The organism is Collinsella sp. LCP19S3_C9 (genome assembly GCF_052121575.1).
Classification (GTDB): domain Bacteria; phylum Actinomycetota; class Coriobacteriia; order Coriobacteriales; family Coriobacteriaceae; genus Collinsella.
In genome coordinates, this window is the sequence record NZ_JBQKDZ010000008.1 from 11,836 (window position 1) to 31,486 (window position 19,651).

Annotated in this window: 22 protein-coding genes; 15 read left to right on the top strand and 7 right to left on the bottom strand. The window is 60.0% G+C overall.

What is annotated here, in order from left to right; genetic code table 11:
- Positions 1-104 precede the first annotated feature (104 nt).
- From ACTQXI_RS05020 to ACTQXI_RS05065, 10 genes are all read left to right on the top strand, one after another.
- Positions 105-905 carry a polyphenol oxidase family protein gene (locus ACTQXI_RS05020; RefSeq protein ID WP_154515254.1) on the top strand — a complete coding sequence of 267 codons (801 nt, stop codon included), beginning with the start codon at positions 105-107 and terminating at the stop codon, positions 903-905.
- Entirely contained in the window at positions 902-1,738 is an 837-nt protein-coding gene (locus ACTQXI_RS05025) for a phosphate ABC transporter substrate-binding protein (protein ID WP_154515256.1), read from the top strand. Before ACTQXI_RS05020 ends, ACTQXI_RS05025 begins: the two co-directional genes overlap by 4 nt.
- Position 1,739: 1 nt before the next feature.
- Entirely contained in the window at positions 1,740-2,666 is a 927-nt protein-coding gene (gene pstC, locus ACTQXI_RS05030) for a phosphate ABC transporter permease subunit PstC (protein WP_441033191.1), read from the top strand.
- A 3-nt stretch (positions 2,667-2,669) separates the two neighbouring features.
- Positions 2,670-3,575: a phosphate ABC transporter permease PstA gene (gene pstA, locus ACTQXI_RS05035; RefSeq protein WP_427727613.1), complete on the top strand. Its 906-nt coding sequence runs from the start codon at positions 2,670-2,672 to the stop codon at positions 3,573-3,575.
- A gap of 12 nt (positions 3,576-3,587) precedes the next feature.
- Positions 3,588-4,391, top strand: a complete 804-nt coding sequence (gene pstB, locus ACTQXI_RS05040) for a phosphate ABC transporter ATP-binding protein PstB (protein WP_089571588.1) — start codon at positions 3,588-3,590, stop codon at positions 4,389-4,391.
- Positions 4,392-4,483: 92 nt separating this feature from the next.
- Positions 4,484-5,341: a phosphate signaling complex PhoU family protein gene (locus ACTQXI_RS05045; protein ID WP_427719211.1), complete on the top strand. Its 858-nt coding sequence runs from the start codon at positions 4,484-4,486 to the stop codon at positions 5,339-5,341.
- A 120-nt stretch (positions 5,342-5,461) separates the two neighbouring features.
- Positions 5,462-6,199 (top strand): YggS family pyridoxal phosphate-dependent enzyme, encoded by a 738-nt coding sequence (locus ACTQXI_RS05050; protein ID WP_441048621.1) that lies wholly within the window; start codon positions 5,462-5,464, stop codon positions 6,197-6,199.
- Positions 6,200-6,259: 60 nt separating this feature from the next.
- A complete protein-coding gene (gene sepF / locus ACTQXI_RS05055) occupies positions 6,260-6,988 on the top strand; it encodes a cell division protein SepF (protein WP_154515266.1) in 729 nt (242 codons plus the stop codon).
- Between the two features lie 57 nt (positions 6,989-7,045).
- Positions 7,046-7,291 (top strand): YggT family protein, encoded by a 246-nt coding sequence (locus ACTQXI_RS05060; protein ID WP_427719264.1) that lies wholly within the window; start codon positions 7,046-7,048, stop codon positions 7,289-7,291.
- 62 nt (positions 7,292-7,353) lie between these two features.
- Entirely contained in the window at positions 7,354-8,022 is a 669-nt protein-coding gene (locus ACTQXI_RS05065; protein WP_154515270.1) for a DivIVA domain-containing protein, read from the top strand.
- 165 nt (positions 8,023-8,187) lie between these two features.
- Here the strand turns inward: ACTQXI_RS05065 and ACTQXI_RS05070 are convergent, their stop codons facing one another.
- The 3 genes from ACTQXI_RS05070 to ACTQXI_RS05080 form a co-directional block, all read right to left on the bottom strand.
- Positions 8,188-8,718, bottom strand: coding sequence for a nitroreductase family protein (locus ACTQXI_RS05070; RefSeq protein WP_154515272.1), 531 nt, complete (start codon positions 8,716-8,718; stop codon positions 8,188-8,190).
- Positions 8,719-9,000: 282 nt separating this feature from the next.
- Positions 9,001-9,624 (bottom strand): DUF47 domain-containing protein, encoded by a 624-nt coding sequence (locus ACTQXI_RS05075; protein ID WP_427719219.1) that lies wholly within the window; start codon positions 9,622-9,624, stop codon positions 9,001-9,003.
- 66 nt (positions 9,625-9,690) lie between these two features.
- Positions 9,691-10,740: an inorganic phosphate transporter gene (locus ACTQXI_RS05080; protein ID WP_427719222.1), complete on the bottom strand. Its 1,050-nt coding sequence runs from the start codon at positions 10,738-10,740 to the stop codon at positions 9,691-9,693.
- A gap of 285 nt (positions 10,741-11,025) precedes the next feature.
- On the opposite strand from ACTQXI_RS05080, the gene ACTQXI_RS05085 reads away from it, so the two are divergent.
- From ACTQXI_RS05085 to ACTQXI_RS05100, 4 genes are all read left to right on the top strand, one after another.
- Complete coding sequence (locus ACTQXI_RS05085) at positions 11,026-11,328, top strand: hypothetical protein (protein ID WP_195838523.1); 303 nt, start codon at positions 11,026-11,028, stop codon at positions 11,326-11,328.
- Positions 11,329-11,408: 80 nt separating this feature from the next.
- Entirely contained in the window at positions 11,409-12,104 is a 696-nt protein-coding gene (locus ACTQXI_RS05090; RefSeq protein ID WP_154515280.1) for a Bax inhibitor-1 family protein, read from the top strand.
- A 136-nt stretch (positions 12,105-12,240) separates the two neighbouring features.
- Positions 12,241-13,356, top strand: coding sequence for a TIGR02452 family protein (locus ACTQXI_RS05095; RefSeq protein WP_441041701.1), 1,116 nt, complete (start codon positions 12,241-12,243; stop codon positions 13,354-13,356).
- Between the two features lie 78 nt (positions 13,357-13,434).
- Positions 13,435-14,094 carry an SGNH/GDSL hydrolase family protein gene (locus ACTQXI_RS05100; protein ID WP_441016707.1) on the top strand — a complete coding sequence of 220 codons (660 nt, stop codon included), beginning with the start codon at positions 13,435-13,437 and terminating at the stop codon, positions 14,092-14,094.
- 73 nt (positions 14,095-14,167) lie between these two features.
- Here the strand turns inward: ACTQXI_RS05100 and thiD are convergent, their stop codons facing one another.
- Positions 14,168-14,998, bottom strand: coding sequence for a bifunctional hydroxymethylpyrimidine kinase/phosphomethylpyrimidine kinase (gene thiD / locus ACTQXI_RS05105; RefSeq protein ID WP_427719233.1), 831 nt, complete (start codon positions 14,996-14,998; stop codon positions 14,168-14,170).
- A 177-nt stretch (positions 14,999-15,175) separates the two neighbouring features.
- Entirely contained in the window at positions 15,176-16,510 is a 1,335-nt protein-coding gene (thiC, locus tag ACTQXI_RS05110) for a phosphomethylpyrimidine synthase ThiC (protein WP_099431544.1), read from the bottom strand.
- Positions 16,511-16,681: 171 nt separating this feature from the next.
- Here thiC and ACTQXI_RS05115 point away from each other — a divergent pair, with 171 nt between their 5' ends.
- Positions 16,682-17,197, top strand: a complete 516-nt coding sequence (locus tag ACTQXI_RS05115) for a hypothetical protein (protein WP_154515290.1) — start codon at positions 16,682-16,684, stop codon at positions 17,195-17,197.
- 40 nt (positions 17,198-17,237) lie between these two features.
- Here the strand turns inward: ACTQXI_RS05115 and ACTQXI_RS05120 are convergent, their stop codons facing one another.
- Together ACTQXI_RS05120 and ACTQXI_RS05125 are read right to left on the bottom strand one after the other, a co-directional pair.
- Positions 17,238-18,047 (bottom strand): YaaA family protein, encoded by an 810-nt coding sequence (locus tag ACTQXI_RS05120; protein WP_427795802.1) that lies wholly within the window; start codon positions 18,045-18,047, stop codon positions 17,238-17,240.
- A gap of 103 nt (positions 18,048-18,150) precedes the next feature.
- Positions 18,151-19,548: an aminopeptidase gene (locus ACTQXI_RS05125; RefSeq protein WP_154515295.1), complete on the bottom strand. Its 1,398-nt coding sequence runs from the start codon at positions 19,546-19,548 to the stop codon at positions 18,151-18,153.
- Positions 19,549-19,651 lie beyond the last annotated feature (103 nt).

Below are 19,651 nucleotides of genomic sequence, written 5' to 3' on the forward strand. Positions count from 1 at the left end.
TTGGTTCCTACCGCTGCGGGTATCCTTTTGTAGAAGTATGGCAGCCGTATGGCACGGACTGCTGCGGCTTGGCCGCGATACCTGTGTTATTAGGAGGCTTTAGTATGGCAGCACGTGCGGACAACGTTTCGCGTGTCGACCATGATGGAGTTACGTTGGTAGAGGGCGCGACGCACGATGTCCGCTTTGCCTTCACCGAACGCACTGGCGGTGTTTCCGAAGATGCGTACTCCTCACTCAATCTGGGCTCGCATGTTGGCGATGACCCCTTTGCCGTTCAAGAAAATCGTCGCCGCGTACTCGAGGCCATGGGTATTGCCGAGTGCGAGCACAACCTGCTTGTCCCCAATCAGGTACACGGTGACAATGTCGTGACGGTGACCTCGAACGGCGCCGATGATCTCGAGAACATTCGCGAGCAGATTGCCGAGGGCTGCGATGCCCTCGTCTGCACGGCGCATGAGGTGCCCGTGATGCTTTGCTTTGCCGATTGTGTTCCCGTTGTGCTGGTGGCTCCCGGCGGCTTTGCCGTGGTGCATTCTGGCTGGAAGGGCACGATTGCGCGCATTTCCGCCAAGGCGTGCCAAGCGCTCTGCGAGGCGGCTGGCTGCAAGCCAGACGACATCTCTGCCTATATTGGGCCCCATATCCTGGGTGACGAGTACGAGGTGTCCCAAGAACTTATGGACCGCTTTGCCTCCGAGTTCGCGTGCATCGATGCTGCCGCTTCTCGTATGCTCGATCTTTCCGCCGCCATTCGCGAGGCGCTGATGGACGCCGGCGTCGAAGCGAACGGCATTGTGGATACCAAGCTCTCCACCGTTCGTCAGAACGACCGCTTTTATTCCTACCGCAACGAGGGCGGCACCTGTGGGCGCCATGCTGCGATCGGCGTGATGCTATGAGAAAGATCGCGTCGGTCCTAAGCGCGGCAGTGCTCACGCTTACGCTGTGTGCCTGCTCCTCGGGATCTTCCACGTCTTCTATCACCGTGGCCGGCTCGACCACCTGCCTTCCCATTGCCGAGATTGCGGCCGAGGGCTTTAAGGAGGAGACCGGCACCGACGTGCTCGTCTCTGGCCTTGGCTCTTCTGCCGGTATCGAGGCCGTCAGCAACGGCACGGCTGACATCGCCAGCTCGTCTCGTGGCCTCAATGCCGACGAGCAGAATCTGGGCCTGACCCCGATTGTAATCGCGCACGACGGCATCGCAGTCATCGTGAACGACGATAATCCGGTCGACAACCTCTCGACCGAGCAGCTTCGCGACATATACGCCGGTAAGATTACCAACTGGAAGGAAGTCGGCGGAGAGGACCTGAAGATTCAGGTTATTAACCGCGATGAGGCGTCCGGTACGCGCGAGGCCTTCCGTACCATCGTGATGGACGGCACGCCGTTCGATCGTCGCTCTGCCGTTCTTTCGGGCACGGGCCAGGTACGCGATGTCGTGTCCCGTTCGCGTGGTGCCATTGGCTACATCTCGCTGGGTTTTGTCGAGAGCCTCAACGCTAAGACTTCGGTTAAGGCTGTTTCGGTCAACCATGTCGAGGCATCCGAGAAGACGGTCGCAAGTGGCGGCTACCCCATCTCGCGCGACCTTTACTTCTTTGTGAAGGGTACGCCTTCGCAGCGTGCACAGGACTACATTGACTATGTGACGTCGGAGAAGATGGACAAGCAGATTCGCGAGGCGGGCTTTATTCCCGTCACCAACGACGGAAAGGGGAGTGAGTAGCATGGAAGCACAGGAAACCCCCCAGATTGAGCGAGAGGCTCAGGCGCCCAAAAAGCGTGAGTTGGCGTTGGTGTCGCGCAGCACCTATCTCAAAGAGAAGGCGCTGCAGTGGATTTTCTTTGCTTGCGCGTTCTTGGCGGTCGTCACCGTCATCCTGATTTTTGTCTTTACCACGTACTCGGCGTTGCCCGTCTTTACCGACATCGGTCTGGCGGACTTCTTTAGCTTTACGTGGGCGCCCTCCGAGGGCCACTACGGCATCATGTCGCTGCTGGCGGGCTCTGGTCTGGTGACGGTCGGTGCGCTCGCCATGGGTGTGCCCCTGGGTGTGGGCACGGCCGTGTATCTGGTCGAGATCGCCGGCAAGCGCGTGCGCAGTCTCATCAGCCCCGCCGTCGACCTGCTGGCGGGTATCCCCTCCATCATCTACGGTTTCTTTGGCATGGTCATCATCCGTCCGTTTATCGCGCAGCTGACCGGTGGTCTTGGCTTTGGTGCGCTGACAGCGTGGCTCGTGCTCGCCATCATGATCGTTCCCACCATCACCACGCTCACCATCGATGCCCTCAATTCCATTCCCATGGGCATTCGCGAGGCATCCTATGCCATGGGTGCCACCAAGTGGCAGACCATCTACAAGGTCGTGCTGCCTGCAGCCAAGTTGGGCATCGTCGATGCGATTGTCTTGGGCATGGGTCGTGCCATCGGTGAGACCATGGCCGTGCTCATGGTCGTTGGCAACGCTCCGGTCATCCCGGACAGCATCTCGAGCCCCATCTCGACGCTCACGAGCCAGATCGCGCTCGACATGAGCTATTCCTCGGGCCTGCACCGCTCGGCTCTGTTTGGCATGGGCGTGGTCCTGTTTATCATTTCCGCCGCATTGGTGGGCATCGTCCGTCTGATTTCCAAGAAGAAGAGGGGGTAGGCTATGTCCGATTCCGTTGACACGACGGTCGATACGACCTCGTCGCGCGAACGCATCAAGCGTGCCCTTTCCCATGGTAAGAAGGGCCGCATCAACAAGGATCTGTCCAACAAGATTATGCTCGGCGTGTTTCGCGCCGCGGCCTATATCACCACGCTGGTGCTGGTCGCCATCATCGCCTACGTAGTTATCAACGGTCTGCCGCACATCTCGCTCGACTTTATCTTTGGCTGGCCGCAGGGAGTAAACGCCGAGGGCGGCATTTGGCCCACTATCGTCTCGACCGTCTACGTGACGGCGCTCGCCATGCTCATCTGCACGCCGGTTGCCGTCTTGGCTGCGGTCTATCTGGCTGAATATGCCAAGCAGGGCAAGGTTGTCGACATCATTCGCTATGCTGCCGATGCCCTGGCCTCGGTGCCCTCCATTGTTATGGGCCTTTTTGGCTACGCCTTGTTTGTCGAGGCCATGGGCCTGGGTCTTTCGATGGTTTCGGCCGCCCTGGCGCTCGCACTTCTGATGCTGCCCATTGTCATGCGTACCACCGAGGAGGCAATCCGCGCCGTTCCGCGCTATATCCGTTGGGGCGCATATGGCCTGGGTGCCACCAAGTGGCAGGTCGTCTCCAAGATCGTGCTTCCTTCGGCTTTTGGCCGCATCGCCACCGGCATCGTACTTGCCATCGGCCGCGCCATCGGCGAGACCGCCGTGGTGCTCTACACCATGGGCCAGGCCATCAACCTGCCTATTTCGCCGCTCGATTCCGGTCGCCCCATGACCGTTCACCTTTATCTGCTTGCCAATGACGGCATCAACATGAACGCAGCCTACGGCACCGCGCTTTTGCTGATGGCGATTATTCTGGCCTTCAACCTGTTTGCGCGTTATCTGTCGCGCAAGCGCCGCTAGTTAAGGAGTCCCATGTCCGTCTATCAGTCCGCTCCCACGCTGGAGCAAGCGGCCATCACGGCCAAGGATTTCAACTTTTGGTACGGTGACTTTCATGCGCTGACGGGGCTCGACCTCAACATCGCCAAAAACGCCATTACCTCGTTTATCGGCCCTTCGGGCTGCGGCAAATCGACGTTTTTGCGCTGTATCAACCGTATGAACGACCTTATCGAGGGCACGCGCGTCGAGGGCACCATGACGCTCGACGGCAACGATATCTATGCCGAGGGCGTCGACCCGGTCGACCTTCGCCGCCGCGTGGGCATGATTTTTCAGCAGCCCAACCCGTTCCCTAAATCCATCTACGAGAATGTTGCTTTTGGCCCTCGTCTGCAGGGCGTGACTAGCAAAAGCGACCTCGATGACATCGTGGAAGAATCGCTCAAGCGCGCCAACCTCTGGAAAGAGGTATCCAATCAGCTCAACAAGGATGGTTTGGCGCTCTCGGGTGGTCAGCAGCAGCGTCTGTGCATCGCGCGTGTGCTCGCGGTGCAGCCCGATGTCCTTCTGATGGACGAGCCCTGCTCCGCCATCGACCCCACGTCCGTCTCCAAGGTCGAGGATCTGATGGCCGAGCTGGCGCCCGAGATGACGATCATCATCGTCACACATTCAATGCAGCAGGCAGCCCGCATTAGCGACTACACCGCCTTCTTCTTGCAGGAGGTTGCCGGCGAGCCCGCCACGCTCATCGAGTATGGTCAAACCGACGCGATCTTCACCAGCCCGGTGGATTCGCGGACGGAAGACTATATCACCGGCCGCTTTGGCTGATCGGTGCGACTAGTCCCGAGCCGATCGGACCTGGTCCGGTGCGTATTCACTGTGCGGGCGGCATGACCGCACCCAACTGATTGGAGTGAACCATGCGCAAACTGTTTTCCCGTCAGCTCGTCGAGGCTCGTCACGAGATGTTGAGCATCTACGAGGCTGTAGACCTGGCTCTTCACGACGCCGTGAAGGCCTATGTGACCGACGACCGCAAGCTCGCCACCAAGACCAAGAAGCGCACGCTTTCGATTGACGCGCGCTGCGCCAACCTGGAGGCCGTGTGCTACAACCTGATCGCTACGCAGTCGCCGGTCGCCTCCGACTTCCGCTTGCTGCAGACAATCATCTACGTCGACTTTAACCTGCAGCGCATGACCGATAAGGTTCGCCAGATCTGCCGCGCCACGCGTCATATGGTCAAGGCCGATATCTCGCTGCCCCAGGAGCTCGTCGGTACGGTTGAGGCCGAGGCCGAAGCCGTATACCAGGTGCTGGGCTCGTCGCTTTCCGCGCTCGTCACCAACGACATGTCCATCATCTGCAACTTGGCCGTCGAGGACGAGCCGGTGCATGCGGCCTATGAGAAGTTCTTCCGTACCTTCAACCGCATGGACGCGGGCGAGTTTATGGACGACGACAGCAATTATGACGATCTGCGCCGCGCCATCATGGTTTCGCGCTACCTCGATCGCATCGCCTCGATTTCCATCGATGCCGCCTGCCGTCTGACCTTCCTTTTGACCGGCCAGCGCATGAACGCCGGCGATATCGCCCGTACGGACGAGGATGAGCTCGAGAGCATGCGCGTACCTTCGGGCGAGGGCGTCATCATGAGGCCAGCTGTCGATGCGCGCTTTGTTGCCAAGGTACCCGCTAACGAGGTGAGCGAGGGTCTTCGCTACCTGCTCGAGCACCTCGAGGACGAGGACGATACCGAGGATGACGAGGAGTAGGGTAGCTCCGTTCGTCGAAAGATTGTAAATACCTAAGTGAGCGCGGCCTTGCACATGCAGGGCCGCGCTCTTGCGTTAGCATGGGACTACTTGTATGGCTGTTAGCGGAGGCGATTGGCAATGGATAATTATTTGAACGTGATGCGCGCTCGCCGCGAGCAGATTCTCGAACGCTTTTATGCCGCACTCGATCGCGTGGGCCGTCCACACAATGCCGCACGTCTGATTGCCGTCTCCAAGACCGTTGGCGTCGATGAGACCGTTGCCGCCATCCAGGCAGGGTATCGTCATTTTGCCGAGAACCGTCCGCAGGAGCTTGTTCGCAAGCTTGCGGGGCTGGCGGAGCATCCGGAGCTGCCCGAGGTGCGCTTCGATATGATCGGTAATCTTCAGACCAACAAGATCAATGCGGTGCTGGGTGCGGCCGAGCTGATTCATTCGGTGGGGTCGCTTCATTTGGCGCAGGCTATCTCGAGCCGTGCCGTCCGCAAGATTGAGGCGGGCGAGCTTTCTGCTCCGCAGCATGTGCTGATCGAGGTCAATGTAAGCGGGGAGGAGTCCAAGGGCGGCTTTTCGCCCGATGAGGTTCGTGCCGCGGCTGGCGAGCTTGCGGAACTTGAGGGAATTTGTGTGCAGGGGCTTATGACCATGGCACCCCGGGGGAATAAGGATGTGGCGCGCCGCACCTTTGCCGGGCTGCGTGAGTTGAGGGATGAGCTGGAGACGGCACACCCCGATCTGTGTCTGCCTGAGCTTTCTTGCGGCATGAGCGAGGACTTTGAGCCTGCCCTTGAGGAAGGCTCGACGCTTGTTCGCCTGGGCAGGGTAGTATTCAGCCCGGAGTTTGAAGTAAAATAAGAGCCTGAAGTGCGCGCTGATTGTCAGAGCGCCTGCATTAGACCGTGAGAGGACACAACCATGGGTTTCCTTGACGAAATTAAAAATAAAATGCACCTAGGCGGCCAGCAGGGTTATGACCAGGGTTATGGCCAGGATGATGACTACGGTTACGATGACGGCTATGACGACGGCTATCAGAACAACGGCTACAGCGGTGCTTCGGGCGAGGGCTTCTACACGCAAGATGAACCGAGCAATGGACTGCTGGGGCAGACACGCCGCGGAGAGGCTGAGTCGGTTGCTGTGTACACGCGTTCCGGTCAACTGATCGGCGACGACTCCCGTCACGCTACGACGTACAATCCGCCTTCGCGCTCTCAGGATGCCGCTGCGGGCGGTTATCGTCCCGGCGCCTATGACACGCCGTCAAGCTACGCCGAGAACGCTCGGGTCCGCGCTGCCGCTGTGCCCGCTCCTGCTTCAACGCCGAGCGATGCCTCTGCCTATGCGAGCAATATCATCAACGCCACGCCTCAGTTGCCGGCCTACGTTCTTCGTCCGGAGAGTTATGACGACGTGGAGACGGTCGTGCGCCGCGTGCGTACCAAGCAGCCTGTCGCGCTGATCTTTGTGGGCGTTCGCACCGAGGTCGCCAAACGCGTCCTGGACTTTAGCTATGGCTTTGCCTGCGGCCTGGGCGCTTCGGTCAAAGAAGTGGGCGACCGCGTGTTTATGGTGCTGCCCGCCGGCTGCGAGGTCAAGGATTCGGATCTTAAGAAGCTTCGCGCCGACGGCTACCTTAAGTAAAGACAAGACGAGGAGATTCCCATCAACATCTACACCATCGTTCAGCTTGTCAACACGCTGTTTAATTTTTATTCCACGTTGATTGTGGTCTACTGCTTTATGACGTGGATTCCCATGAAGCAGGGTGGTTTGCTACAGGATATCGCGGCGGTGCTCGACGGCGTTTGCGGCCCTTGGCTCAACCTGTTTCGCCGGTTTATGCCGCCGATGGGCGGTATCGATTTTTCACCGGTCGTTGCGATTATTGCGTTGCAGTTGGTGCAGAAGCTCATTCTGCAGCTACTTATAGGTATACTCGTATAGGACTGGCTCAGTAACCTATGTCGGGCGCTTAGCGCCAAGGCGATGATAAAGGAGAACTTGTTATGGCTATTACCCCTGCTGACATCCAGGCTCAGACCTTCTCTGAGGCCAAGCGCGGCTACGATCCCGCCGAGGTCGACGTCTTCCTGGAGACCCTGTCCTCCGAGGTCGACGCTATGCTTGCCAAGATCGTTGATCTTAAGGGTCGCCTGACCGCCACCGAGCAGCAGCTTGCCGATACGCAGGCTCAGCTTGCGCAGGCCCAGGATTCTGCCGCTCAGGCTGCCCCTGTCGCCACTCCCGCTCCCGATTTCTCCGCTCAGGAGCGTCAGATTTCCGCCGCTCTCATTGCGGCTCAGCAGACCGCCGAGGCGATTGTCAACGACGCTAACGAGAATGCTGACCGCATCCGCAACGAGGCCGACGCCAAGGCCCGCGAGGTCATCCGTCAGGCCCTGACCGAGAAGCAGGCCGAGCTCGAGGAGATTGACCGTCTGAAGGCTTCCCGCGAGGAGTTCAAGGCCGAGTATCTCAAGCTCATTCAGCACTTTATGGACGATGCTCAGAATTCCTTCCCGGCCGATCTGCTGGCTTCTACGCCGGTCGGTTCCGCGGCTTCTCCTGCCGTGACCATGCCTGCCGCCGAGCCGCTGCCTGTCGCTGATCCGGTTGTCCCCGTGGCCGACCCCTTCGCCCCGATTGACAACTTTGCCGCGGACGACCTGGACTAGCGCCAAAACTACAATCTAGCTCTTAAAAGGAGCTCGCGCTTGCGAGCTCCTTTTTTGTAGCTGTATACGGGTTGGGAAACAAAACGCCGAGCTCTGCGTGCGATAGGGCAGAACTCGGCGAACGTTTGAGCGGTAAAAGGTAGATTTTAGGGCATGGGCCAAAAACTACTTGAGAAGGAAATTGGATAGAGGAATGGTGCGGGCCTCGCGATGCTCGGGGTCGGCGATATGGTCGGCGGGATAGCCGCAGACGAGCATGTGGTAGGGATAAACGCCCTCGGGCAGGTTGAACTGCTCGCGGGCTAGCTCGGGCTTAAAATGGCATACCCAGCACGTTCCCAGGCCCTGTTCCTCGGCCTCCATCATCATCTGATCGCAAACAATCGAGGTGTCGATAGCGCTGGAGTTCATCTGATCATAGGGACGCACCCAAGCATCGTTGGTAACGCTGCAAACGAGGAAGATGAGCGGAGCGCCAAAGATGGACCCATCACGAGCAAACCGAGGCTGACAAGCAGCTGCCTTTTCCAGAAGCTCAGGCGTATCCAACACCATCACACGGGTTGGATGATTATTGCAAGCAGAAGGAGCAATGCGTCCAGCCTCAACAATGGTATCCACCACAGCCTGCTCAACAGAACGATCCTCAAACAAACGACAAGAATACCGAGACCGAGCCAGATCCATGTACGACATACAAGCCCTCCAACAATTAAAAATCAAACAAACCCAAAGTAACCTAAAGAGTACCCAAAGCAGCAATCAGTCAAACGCTCACCAAGGGCCAAAGTGTCCGAGCGGGTACCAAAGGTCCCTTCAGCCAAACCCCCATTGCGCTAAAACTATCAGCCAAAGTTCCAATGGTGATACGTAAGGCGAAGGGCCGGCACCTGTTTACTTTCGAACGACTCTGCTACGCAGCCGGAGTGAGAAAGCAAACAGGTGCCGGCCCTTCGCCGCCGGGACGCGTACCCCCAATTAACTGTTCTTCATGACAATCGAATCCACGACATCGGCCACATTCTCGCAGCAGTCGGCGCAGTACTCCAAGAAGGCGTACACGTCACGCCAGGCGATGACCTCGAGCGGGTCCTTGCCGTTGACGTGCAGGTTACGCATGGCGTTGATGTAGAGTTCGTCGGCCTCGGACTCGATGGTGTTGATCTGGATGACGAGCTCGCGCAGCGTTTTGGACTTGCGGTAGTTGGGCAACTCGACCATCAGGTCCTTCATGGCGCGGCAGGCGTCGGTCACCTTGTGGGCGATCACGATGGCATCAGGGTGGATGCTCTGGATGTTGGTGAAGTAGAGGCGCTGCACGACGCCCTCAATACGGTCGAGCACGGTATCGAGCGAGCAGCTCATGAGGTTAAGGTCCTCGCGCTCAAGCGGGGTGATAAAGGCCGTGAGCAGGGCGTCTTCGAGCTCATGGTGCTTCTTGTCTGCTGCATGCTCAATCGCATGCATCTTCTCGAGCATGTCGTGGATCTGCGCGGGGTCAAAGTTCTCAAAAATCTTGGTGAGCAGCTCGGCTGCCTGAACGGCGAAGTCGGCGCAGGCGACGTAGTTGTCAAAGTAGAACGAATCGGGTTTCTTTGCCATGAGTGATCCTTTCGGGGCGAAGACGGGTGGGCGAGGTAATGCGGTCCGGATGGACATTCGGTTTGACTAGAGGAACATCATGAACAGCCTGGCCATGACAAAGCTGATGAGTCCACAGGCGGGGAAGGTGAAGAACCACGTGAACATCATGTCCTTGACCACGCCGAAGTTGATGGCCGAGAGGCGCTTGACGGCGCCGACGCCCATGATGGCGCAGGTCTTGATGTGCGTGGAGGACACGGGGATACCGGTGAGCGTGGCAAGCAGCAGGTTTGCGGCTCCTGCCAGGTCGGCAGAGAAGCCCTGATACTTCTCGAGCTTAACCATGCTCTGGCCGACGGACTTGATGATACGCTCACCGCCCACGCTGGTGCCGATGCCCATGGTGGCCGAGCACAGCAGCATGATCCAGATGGGGATGCCGGCGTCGCCGACGCCGGTCTGTCCGTTGGCAAAGGCGACACCTAAAAAGAGCACGCCGATGAACTTTTGTCCATCCTGCGCGCCGTGCATAAAGCTCATGGCCGCGGCGCTCGCGATCTGAGCATATTTAAAGAAGACGTTGGCACGTCGCCTGTTGGCGGCAGCGAAAAGAATCGAGACGAGCTTGCACAGGACCCAGCCCATGACAAAGCCCAGACCGATGGAGAGCGCCAGGCCGTAGATGACCTTCATCCACTCGTGGACATTGACGCTGCTGGCGCCGCCGAGGGCGATGGCAGCGCCGGTTAGGCCGGCGATGAGGCTGTGGCTCTGCGAGGTGGGGATGCCAAAACGCGATGCCGTGGCGCCGTAGACGACGATGGAGAACAGGGCCGCGCAGAGGCACGCGAGCGCCATGGTGCTGTTTCCGCCAAAGTCGACGATATGGGAGATGGTGTTGGCAACGCTGGCATTAAAGTGCGTCATGATGAGCACGCCCAAAAAGTTGAACGCGGCACTCATGAGAATAGCGGCGCGGGCGGGCATGCAACGCGTGGTGACACAGGTCGCGATGGCGTTGGGCGCGTCGGTCCATCCGTTGACGAAGATGGCGCCGAGCGCGAGGAACACGGTGACGGCAAGGACTGGGTTCGAAACAAGTTGGCCGAGGAAGGCTGAGAACGTTACGTCCATATATGGGCTTTCTCGAAGTTTGCAGAAACGTTACAAAAACATGATAAATCGTATCACCTCCTGCGGGTTTCTTTACCGAGTTCTGACGGGAGAAGTGAATTTTTTGGCACTAAAATTGAATATTAGCCCTGTTGACCGCGGGTGTTCTTTTTGCTAATACGCCGTGAGGACACGTGCGCTCGCTCCGACACCCCAAAACCACAGTCTGTTCGCTTTACAATATGCAAACATGCGTTCGATAATAGGGGCATGGAATATCGACAGACAGATGGCAAAACTCGGCGCGTGCACAAGCAGTATGTGGACGTCGTGGCCCGCATCCTCGCGGGCGGACAAGTTGTGCCGGTTACCGTCTGCTGGGTCGACGGTCGCTGCTTTACGATTGACGAGATTGTCTCGTCTACCGGTTTTGGCCTGACGGTTCACGGCATTCGTACGGCAACCTATAAGGTTCGTTTTGGCGGACATACGACCGAGCTGTATCTGGAAGACCAGGCGCGTGAGCGACCGGATGGCTCGCAGGCTCATCTGATGCGGTGGTGGGTGTGGGCGTTCGACCGCACACTCGAGAGTGAGCGCCGTGGGTAAGAGCGCGCGCCATTCGGGTACAATGGCAGGAATCTTGTCACCTACGGCGCTGTCGCGGCGCTTTTTGAAAGGACGAAATTATGAACGATATCCAGGGCTATCAGAACGGCCCCATCGAGACCGGCGCAAGCCGTGCCAAGGAGATGTCGCCGCGCGCGTACAACCTTGCCATGTCTGCCCTGATCTTTTTGGGTTTTTGCGCTATGGGCGCTGGCGCCTACTTTACGGGCACCATGTCGTTTGCGCGCATGATGATGAGTGGCGCCGCCCTGCCGCTGGTCTTTGGCTCGTTTATCCTGACCATTGTCGGCATCGTCATGATGTCGGCCGCCGCCAGCAAGCAGTCCGTGGGCCTGTCGCTCGCGGGTTACGCGATCTTTGCGAGCACCTTTGGTCTGACCGCGTCGTTTGGCCTTGCCAACTACGACCTGCCCACCATCAACACCGCCTTTATCGCCACTGCCGCCATCACCTTTGTCTTTGGCGCACTGGGCGTGACCTTCCCCAAATTCTTCCAGCGTGTGTACGGCATTGGTTTTGGCATTCTGCTTGCCACGATTCTGGTCGAGATCGTGCTGATGTTCATGGGCGTCTCGCAGACCATCACCGACCTGATCGTGATTGTGGTGTTCGCCGGCTTTATTGGCTACGACACCTATGTGGCCACGACGGTGCCGCCCACGCTGCCCAACGCCGTGCTCATGGCGTCCAACCTGTTCGTGGACATTATCAACGTGTTCCTGCGCATTCTGAACATCCTTGGTCGTCGCGACTAGTGCCAGATTGCAGCGGTGCTTGCCGCGCGCAAATCGATGCGAAAGGCGGTCCTTCGGGGCCGCCTTTTTTGTACGCGGCGGGGTATCATGGATGGGAAAAGCCGATAGCGGCAGCGACCGAGAAAGGTGACCACTTATGGCAGACGTCGACAACAGGAACCGTAACCGTAGGCCCAACCGCGCGGGACAGCCCAATCCCAAGCGCGAGGCCCGTGCCAAGGCCGCCGAGCGTCACGTGGCGACTGTGTCCGAAGCGTGCGCAAAGGATATCGAGCGCTCGCTTGCCGGCGTGCGCGAGTTCGAGGGCATGCCTGCCGGATTTGTCGCGGCGATGAAGGCTAAGGCCCAGGTGGCTGCTGCCGAAGAGCAGGTTGCCGATGAGTCTGAGGCCGCCGAGGTTGCGCCTGCCGAGACCGAGGTCGTGGCCGAGCCTGTGCCCGCAGAGGAAGCCACGGAGACCGAGCCCGCGCCTGCTGCCGAGGAGCCCGCTCCGGTCCTACCCGAGGTCACCGTGCTCGACGCCTCTGCCACGCAGGCCATTCTGGATAACGGCCGAGGCTACGCGCAGTTCTGCGACATGGCCGTGCTCGCCTTTGCCTCGTTCACCAACCCGGGCGGTGGCTACATCCAGGGCTATCTGGGTCAGGAGGCCACGCTCTGTGCCGATTCGTATCTGTACAATGTGCTCGATAAGCAGCGCAAATGGTACGGCGAGAACCGTCGCCGCAACATCAACTGTGAGCTGTACCGCAACCGTGCGCTGGTGGTGCCTGCGGTGCGCTTCGACCGCAACCACGTGCATGCGTACGCCGACGTGATCGTTGCCGCCGCGCCCAACGCCAAGCGCGCTCGCCAGGAGTATCGCGTGGGTGACGATGCCCTGCTGGACGCCCTGCGCGATCGTATCCGCTTTGTGCTGGCCATCTGCGACGAGCTTGGTCGCGAGAAGCTCGTGCTGGGCGCCTGGGGCTGTGACAACAACGGCTTTGACGCCGAGGCCGTGGCCGAGCTCTTCCGCAAGGAGCTCTCATCGGGCGACTTTAAGGTCAAGCAGGTCTTCTTTGCCGTGCCCTCTACGCGCTGGGACGAGGATTTTGCCAAGTTCGAGCACGTGCTGGCAAGCTTCCCCGAGCGCAACGAGGAGTCCTATGCCCAGGTTGCCGCCCGTGCCGCGGCCGCCCGTGCCGCCGAGCAGGCTCATGCCGCTGCCGAGGATGACGAGGATGATGACGACTGGCGCAAGTATCTGTAATCGGTGCGCGCTGACAGATAGGTCGAGCCGGCGGGAGGGGCTGCTCCCGTCGGCTTCTTGCTGAAGGAGGGGTTTGCGATGAAAAACGTCCTGTGCTTTGGTGACAGCAATACCTATGGCTACGATCCGGCGGGCATGCGCGATGGCACCGCGGTGCGCTATGCGCACGATGTGCGCTGGTGCGGCGTGGCCCAGCGCGACCTGGGCGAGGGCTGGCATGTGATTGAGGAAGGTCTAAACGGCCGCACGACGGTGCGCGACGATATGTGCCATCTGGACACCAATCTCAACGGCATCCGCGCGTTGCCGATGCTGCTCGAGGCCCATAAGCCGCTGGACGCCATTGTGATCATGCTGGGCACCAACGACTGCAAGACGGTCTTTAACGTGACGGCTTCCGATATCGCCCGTGGCGCCATGGCGCTGATTCGCGCCGTCCGCGCGTTTCCATGGACCGACGCTGCGCCCTGCCCGCGCATTCTGCTGATGGCGCCTATCAAGATTAAACCGCAGATCGCCGATGTGTACATGACCGACTTTGACGAGCGCTCCGTCGAGGCCTCGGAGCATTTTGCCGAATACTATGCGTATGTCGCTGAGCAGTTTGGCTGCGACTTTTTGAATGCCGCCGATTTTGCCGAGCCGGGCGATATCGATTATCTGCACATGATGCCCGAAAGCCACGAGAGCCTGGGCCACGCCGTGGCAGCCAAGCTCCAAGAGATGCTCGGTCAGTAGCGCAGCCCCAAACCACACAAAGGGGACAGGCGCCTTTGCGGTGGTTTGTGAGGTGGTTTTGGTTGCTGGCTTTTTAGTACTGCCACATGTGGTTGACGGGGCCGGAGCCCTTGCCCATGTTCAGGCCGGCGGCGAGAGCGCCGGTTAGGTAGGCCTTGCCGGCGTTGACGGCATCGGCAAGATCCATGCCCTGGGCCAGCGCGCAGGCGATGGCGGACGAAAGCGTACAGCCGGTACCATGCGTGTTGTCGGTCTCGATGCGCTTGTGGCGGAACCACGTGGTGAGCGGATCGCCCAGGTGGTTGCCCTCGTCATCGAGCGGCGCGGGCTCTGCTAGCACATCGTTGGCCTCGTTGACAAAATGCCCGCCCTTAACGAGGGACGCGCAGCCAAAACGGCGGGTGAGGAGCATGGCGGCATTTTGCTGTGTGCGCTCGGAATCGACCTCGTAGTCGAGCAGCGCCATGGCTTCGGGAATGTTGGGCGTGATGACGGTCGCCAGCGGGAACAGGCGGCGTGTAAGCGCTTCGGCGGCGTCCTCGGCGATGAGACGAGCGCCCGAAGTGGCGACCATGACGGGGTCGACGACGATATTTTGTGCGTCCCAGGCGCTCAGGCGGTCGGCTATGACTTCGATAATCTCGGCAGAAGAAACCATGCCGATCTTGACGGCACTGGGGCGGATATCGTCAAAAACGGCATCGATCTGCGCCGCGACAATATCCGGGGAGATGTTCTGCACGGCGGTGACGCCTAGGGTGTTCTGTGCGGTGATGGCCGTGATGACCGTCTCGGCATACAGGCGGTGCGCCGTGATGGTCTTGATGTCGGCCTGAATGCCGGCGCCACCGCTGGAATCGGATCCTGCGATGGACAGGACAGCTGGTACCTTACTGCGATCCATGTTCGCTCCCTTGTTCGGTCGGATTCAAATGGGTCTCCTGCCCGCATTATAAAGTTGCCCGGGCCGGCTGTATGCCGATCCCGGGCGGGTGGTGCAATCTTTACGTAAATGAAAGAAATTGTTCACACGTCAACAATTGACGAACGCCTTGTGGCCGATTATGGCTCCGGTGACGAGTTAGTCCTCCATGCCGAGGTCGATCGTCGTGCCCTCGAACACCTTGTTGACGGTGCGGACGGCGCACATCTTGCCGCACATGGTGCAGGTGCCCTCGGTGGCAGCAGGGGATTCCTCGTAGCGCTTCTTGCCGGTGACCGGGTCGAGCGCGCACTTCCACATGGCGTCCCAGTCGAGCTTGCGGCGTGCCTGGCCCATCTTGTCGTCCATGTCGCGGGCGTGGGGCACCTTTTTGGCGATGTCGGCGGCGTGTGCGGCAATCTTGGTGGCCATGAGGCCGTCGAGCACGTCCTGGGCGTTGGGCAGGCACAGGTGTTCGGCGGGCGTCACGTAGCACAGGAAGTCGGCGCCGGAACTGGCGGAGATGGCGCCACCGATGGCTGCGGTGATGTGGTCGTAGCCCACGCCGATATCGGTCACCAGCGGCCCGAGCACGTAGAACGGGGCGTTGTGGCACAGGCGCTTCTGCAGTTTCATGTTGGCGGCGATCTCGTCGAGCGCCATGTGCCCCGGGCCCTCGACCATGACCTGGACGCCGGCGGCCCAAGCGCGCTTGCACAGCTTGCCCAGCTCGATCATCTCGGCGGTCTCGGTGGCGTCGTTGGAGTCGTAGAGGCAGCCCGGGCGGCAGGAGTCGCCGAGCGAAATCGTCACGTCGTACTCGTGGCAGATCTCGAGCAGCTCGTCAAAGTACTCGTAGAAGGGGTTCTCGTTGCCGGTGACCTCCATCCAGCCAAACAGCAGTGAGCCGCCGCGGCTGACGATGTTCATGAGACGGCCGGTCTCCTTAAAGGTTTTGGTGACCGACTTGTTGATGCCGCAGTGGATGGTCATAAAGTCCACGCCGTCCTCGGCGTGCGCGCGCACGACCTCGAACAGGTCGTCCTTGGTAAGCTTGACAAGCGGCTTTTCCATGTAGCCGATGGCGTCGTACATGGGGACGGTGCCCACCATGAGCGGCGTCTCGTCGATGAGCTGCTGGCGGAATTGGCGCGTCTTGCCCGAGTTGGAGAGGTCCATGATGGCGTCGGCGCCAAAGTCCTCGGCAATCTTGACCTTCTTCCATTCCTCGGCGGCATCGGCCTTGTCGCCCGAGATGCCCAGGTTGACGTTGACCTTGGTAGACAGGCCCTCGCCGACGCCAAAGGCGCGCATGCCCTTTTTGATATGCACGATGTTGGCGGGAATGGCGATGCGGCCGTCGGCCACGCGCTCGCGGATGTACTCGGGGTCGCGATGCTCGCGCTCGGCAACCTCCTTCATCTGCGGTGTGATTTGCCCGGCGCGGGCGAAGTCGATTTGCGTGACGAGCTTGGGCTCGGTCTGTGTGCTCATTGGCACGGCTCCCTTCGTTGGCATTACCCATATCAGGTTTGCGGGTCAGGGCGGGCGCGCCCAGTCTCAGCCTGCCGTCTTGTCCTGCAAGCTCCCCGTTTATGTGGTGGGCTCAAGTATAGCTCGAATGGGTACGATTGACGCGACGAGCATGCCCGCGGGGAGGCGAACATGGAAGACAAGCATCTGTATCGAGAGACGCAGTGGGATGTGTCGGCCGAGGAGAGCCGCGCCCATCATGGGCTGGTCGCAATTGGTTTCGCGATTCTTGTCGTGATGGTGATTGCCTGTTGTATCTGGACATTTGGCGGGCGTGGGGGAGTTTCCTGGACGTTTGAGGCGGACGATAGCCTGCCGATTATGACGGCGAAGGTCGCGGGTGGCAATACCGTTGCCGCGCCGGGCGACTATTGGTATCCGCGCGACAAGTTTGTGCAACTGCAGCTGAGCGGTGGTTCCATTCCTGGTGAAGAGATCGAGCGTGTGACCTTCGATGCGTCGCTTAGGACGCTGTCGGTCGAGCTCAAAGATCAGGGGGATGTACCCACGACCATGGATATAGCCCTGACGGAATGGCGCCTGGAGCCTCCGTCGGGTGTTGAGGCGTCCGAGGTGGAGCACGTTAAGGTTACCTACCAAGATGGCTCGACGAGCGAGATTGCAAAAGCCGACGGCCTGGCGGAATAGACGCCGTGCCTAGGCAGCACATTCAAAAGTAGTGGTAGTCCTACAAGGCCTGTTCGTTCAGGAAGACCAAAGTGTTTTTATTTGAAAGCTCGGGAAAGTAACGATAACCAACGTCGAACGCGGTGAGCCCGCTTACATCCTCGAACTTGTTTTCTGCCATCCAGCGCACCATGGAGCCGCGCGCTTTTTTGCTGGCGGTCGAGCGTTGGATGGGCTTGCCGTTGCGGATGCCTTCGCCAAAGAGGCATGTGACGACCGTGGCGTCGGTGGTGAGGCGGGTCAGAACGGCTTTGGCGTATTCCGCGCTGGCGAGGTTGACGATCGTGGCGTTGGAGCCTGCCGGAGCGATGACCCGTGCGAGCTTGTCGCCCCAAAACGCGTAGAGGTCTCGGGCATCGTCGACGGCAAGCTTCGCGCCCATCTCCAGCCGATACGGTTCAACGGCATGAAAGGGGCGTACGCATCCGTAAAGGCCCGAGAGGATCCACAGATGGTCTTGCAGCCATGCGAGCTGTGCGGAATCCATCACCTCGGGCGCCATGCTTTGGTATTGAATGCCGTGATAGGACATGACGGCAGGGGAGAGGTGACGGGCGAGTGCGGGATTGTCGAGATCGCCGCTTTGCAAGATGGGCTCGAACTCATGCAGGGTGTTGAGGCAGGGCCCCAGCAGTTTGTCACTCACGTTCCACAGCGCCTGCAGGCTGCCGCTGCCTTCATTCCGCTCGATATCTAGCAGTGCGCGGTGGAGGCGAGCCGTCTCGCGCACAAAGGGTGGAATGCCCAGGACTTCAAAAGCATCTTGGGCCGCGCGCATCTGCTTGGCGGGCGAAATGATGACCTGCAGCATGGACTCTCCTCTGCCAAAAAGGAAGTGGCGGTGTAATACGGTCTGTTTTGGCCGTTTATGGGCCAGTTTAGTCCGTATCTCACCGCAACTGATGAAGGGTTGATTAGGCGCGCTCGATGAAGGCCTTGTAGCCGCGATAGGCCTCGTAGATATCGGCCTTGTTGGCGACCTCCCACAGGGCGTGCATGGACAGGACGGCAACGCCGGAGTCGATGACGTTCATGCCGTACTTGGCCATGATGTAGGCGATGGTGCCGCCGCCGCCCGCGTTGACGCGACCGAGCTCGCAGGTCTGGAAGTCCACGCCGGCCTCGTCCATAATGTCGCGGATGAGAGCCATATACTCGGCGTCGGCGTCGTTGGAACCGCCCTTGCCGCGGCTGCCCGTGTACTTGTTAAAGCACAGGCCGCGACCCATAAAGGCTGCATTCTTGGTCTCGAACTTGCCGGCGTAGCCCGGGTCGAAGCCGGCGGACACGTCAGAGGAGAGCATGCGGCTGTGGGCGAGTGCGCGGCGCAGGGCCAGCGGGCTGCCCTCGCCGGCGAGCGTCATGATCTCGGCGACGGTGTTCTCGAAGAAGCGGCTTGTCATGCCGGTGGCTCCCACGGAGCCAATCTCCTCCTTGTCGACGATGAGCGTGATGCTCGTGCGCTCCACGTTGGCCACATTGATCTGGGCGAGCATGGAGGGGTAGGCGCAGACGCGGTCGTCGTGGCCATAGCCCAAAATCATGGAGCGGTCGAGGCCCATGTCGCGGGCGGGGCCGGCGGGCACGACCTCGATTTCGGCGGAGAGGAAGTCCTCCTCCTCGACGTCGTACTGCTCCTTGAGGATATCCAGGAACATCTGCTTGACGGGCTCGGTGGGAGCGTCCTTGTCGTCCTCGTCAAATTTTACGGGACGGCCGCCCACGATCACGTCGAGGATCTCGGCGTCGACGGCGTCCTTGGCGGGCTTGGACATCTGCTCGCTCGAGAGGTGGATCAGCAGGTCGGAGATGGTAAAGACCGGATCGTCGGCCTTGTCGCCGATGTTGATGTCGACGGTGGTGCCGTCCTTTTTGCAGATGACGCCCACGAGTGCGAGCGGGGAGGCCACCCAGTGGTAGCTCTTGACGCCACCGTAGTAGTGCGTGTCGAGGTAGGCCATGTCGCCGGCCTCGAAGGCGGGATTCTGCTTGAGGTCCAGGCGCGGCGAGTCCACGTGGGCGCCCAGGATGTTAAAGCCCTGCTCGAGCGGGGCGGTGCCCAGGTTGACGAGCATAAGATCCTTGCCGTGGTTGGCGGCGTACACCTTGTCGCCTGCCTTGAGCTCGCGGCCTTCGGCGATCACGGTCTCCAGGTCGACGTATCCCGCCTCCTCGGCCATCTTGATGCCGGTCTTGACGCACAGGCGCTCGGTCTTGTTCTCGCTCAAAAACTGCTTATAGCCGCGGCAAAGCTCCTCGAGCTCCTCGATTTGCTGTGGCGTGTACTTTTTCCATGCGCAGGGACGCTCCATGACGCAGGCTCCTTTCGGATCGATCGTGCTGGTTGTTGTACCGTGAGCCATCGTATCACTCGGGAACGCGCGGTGGCGGGGGAGCTTGATGTGCGGTGGCCGC

Coding starts and splice junctions, on each gene's coding strand:
- ACTQXI_RS05020 (WP_154515254.1), top strand. CDS start 105: ATGGCAGCACGTGCGGACAACGTTTCGCGTGTCGACCATGATGGAGTT.
- ACTQXI_RS05025 (WP_154515256.1), top strand. CDS start 902: ATGAGAAAGATCGCGTCGGTCCTAAGCGCGGCAGTGCTCACGCTTACG.
- pstC (WP_441033191.1), top strand. CDS start 1,740: ATGGAAGCACAGGAAACCCCCCAGATTGAGCGAGAGGCTCAGGCGCCC.
- pstA (WP_427727613.1), top strand. CDS start 2,670: ATGTCCGATTCCGTTGACACGACGGTCGATACGACCTCGTCGCGCGAA.
- pstB (WP_089571588.1), top strand. CDS start 3,588: ATGTCCGTCTATCAGTCCGCTCCCACGCTGGAGCAAGCGGCCATCACG.
- ACTQXI_RS05045 (WP_427719211.1), top strand. CDS start 4,484: ATGCGCAAACTGTTTTCCCGTCAGCTCGTCGAGGCTCGTCACGAGATG.
- ACTQXI_RS05050 (WP_441048621.1), top strand. CDS start 5,462: ATGGATAATTATTTGAACGTGATGCGCGCTCGCCGCGAGCAGATTCTC.
- sepF (WP_154515266.1), top strand. CDS start 6,260: ATGGGTTTCCTTGACGAAATTAAAAATAAAATGCACCTAGGCGGCCAG.
- ACTQXI_RS05065 (WP_154515270.1), top strand. CDS start 7,354: ATGGCTATTACCCCTGCTGACATCCAGGCTCAGACCTTCTCTGAGGCC.
- ACTQXI_RS05070 (WP_154515272.1), bottom strand. CDS start 8,718: ATGTCGTACATGGATCTGGCTCGGTCTCGGTATTCTTGTCGTTTGTTT.
- ACTQXI_RS05075 (WP_427719219.1), bottom strand. CDS start 9,624: ATGGCAAAGAAACCCGATTCGTTCTACTTTGACAACTACGTCGCCTGC.
- ACTQXI_RS05080 (WP_427719222.1), bottom strand. CDS start 10,740: ATGGACGTAACGTTCTCAGCCTTCCTCGGCCAACTTGTTTCGAACCCA.
- ACTQXI_RS05090 (WP_154515280.1), top strand. CDS start 11,409: ATGAACGATATCCAGGGCTATCAGAACGGCCCCATCGAGACCGGCGCA.
- ACTQXI_RS05095 (WP_441041701.1), top strand. CDS start 12,241: ATGGCAGACGTCGACAACAGGAACCGTAACCGTAGGCCCAACCGCGCG.
- ACTQXI_RS05100 (WP_441016707.1), top strand. CDS start 13,435: ATGAAAAACGTCCTGTGCTTTGGTGACAGCAATACCTATGGCTACGAT.
- thiD (WP_427719233.1), bottom strand. CDS start 14,998: ATGGATCGCAGTAAGGTACCAGCTGTCCTGTCCATCGCAGGATCCGAT.
- thiC (WP_099431544.1), bottom strand. CDS start 16,510: ATGAGCACACAGACCGAGCCCAAGCTCGTCACGCAAATCGACTTCGCC.
- ACTQXI_RS05115 (WP_154515290.1), top strand. CDS start 16,682: ATGGAAGACAAGCATCTGTATCGAGAGACGCAGTGGGATGTGTCGGCC.
- ACTQXI_RS05120 (WP_427795802.1), bottom strand. CDS start 18,047: ATGCTGCAGGTCATCATTTCGCCCGCCAAGCAGATGCGCGCGGCCCAA.
- ACTQXI_RS05125 (WP_154515295.1), bottom strand. CDS start 19,548: ATGGAGCGTCCCTGCGCATGGAAAAAGTACACGCCACAGCAAATCGAG.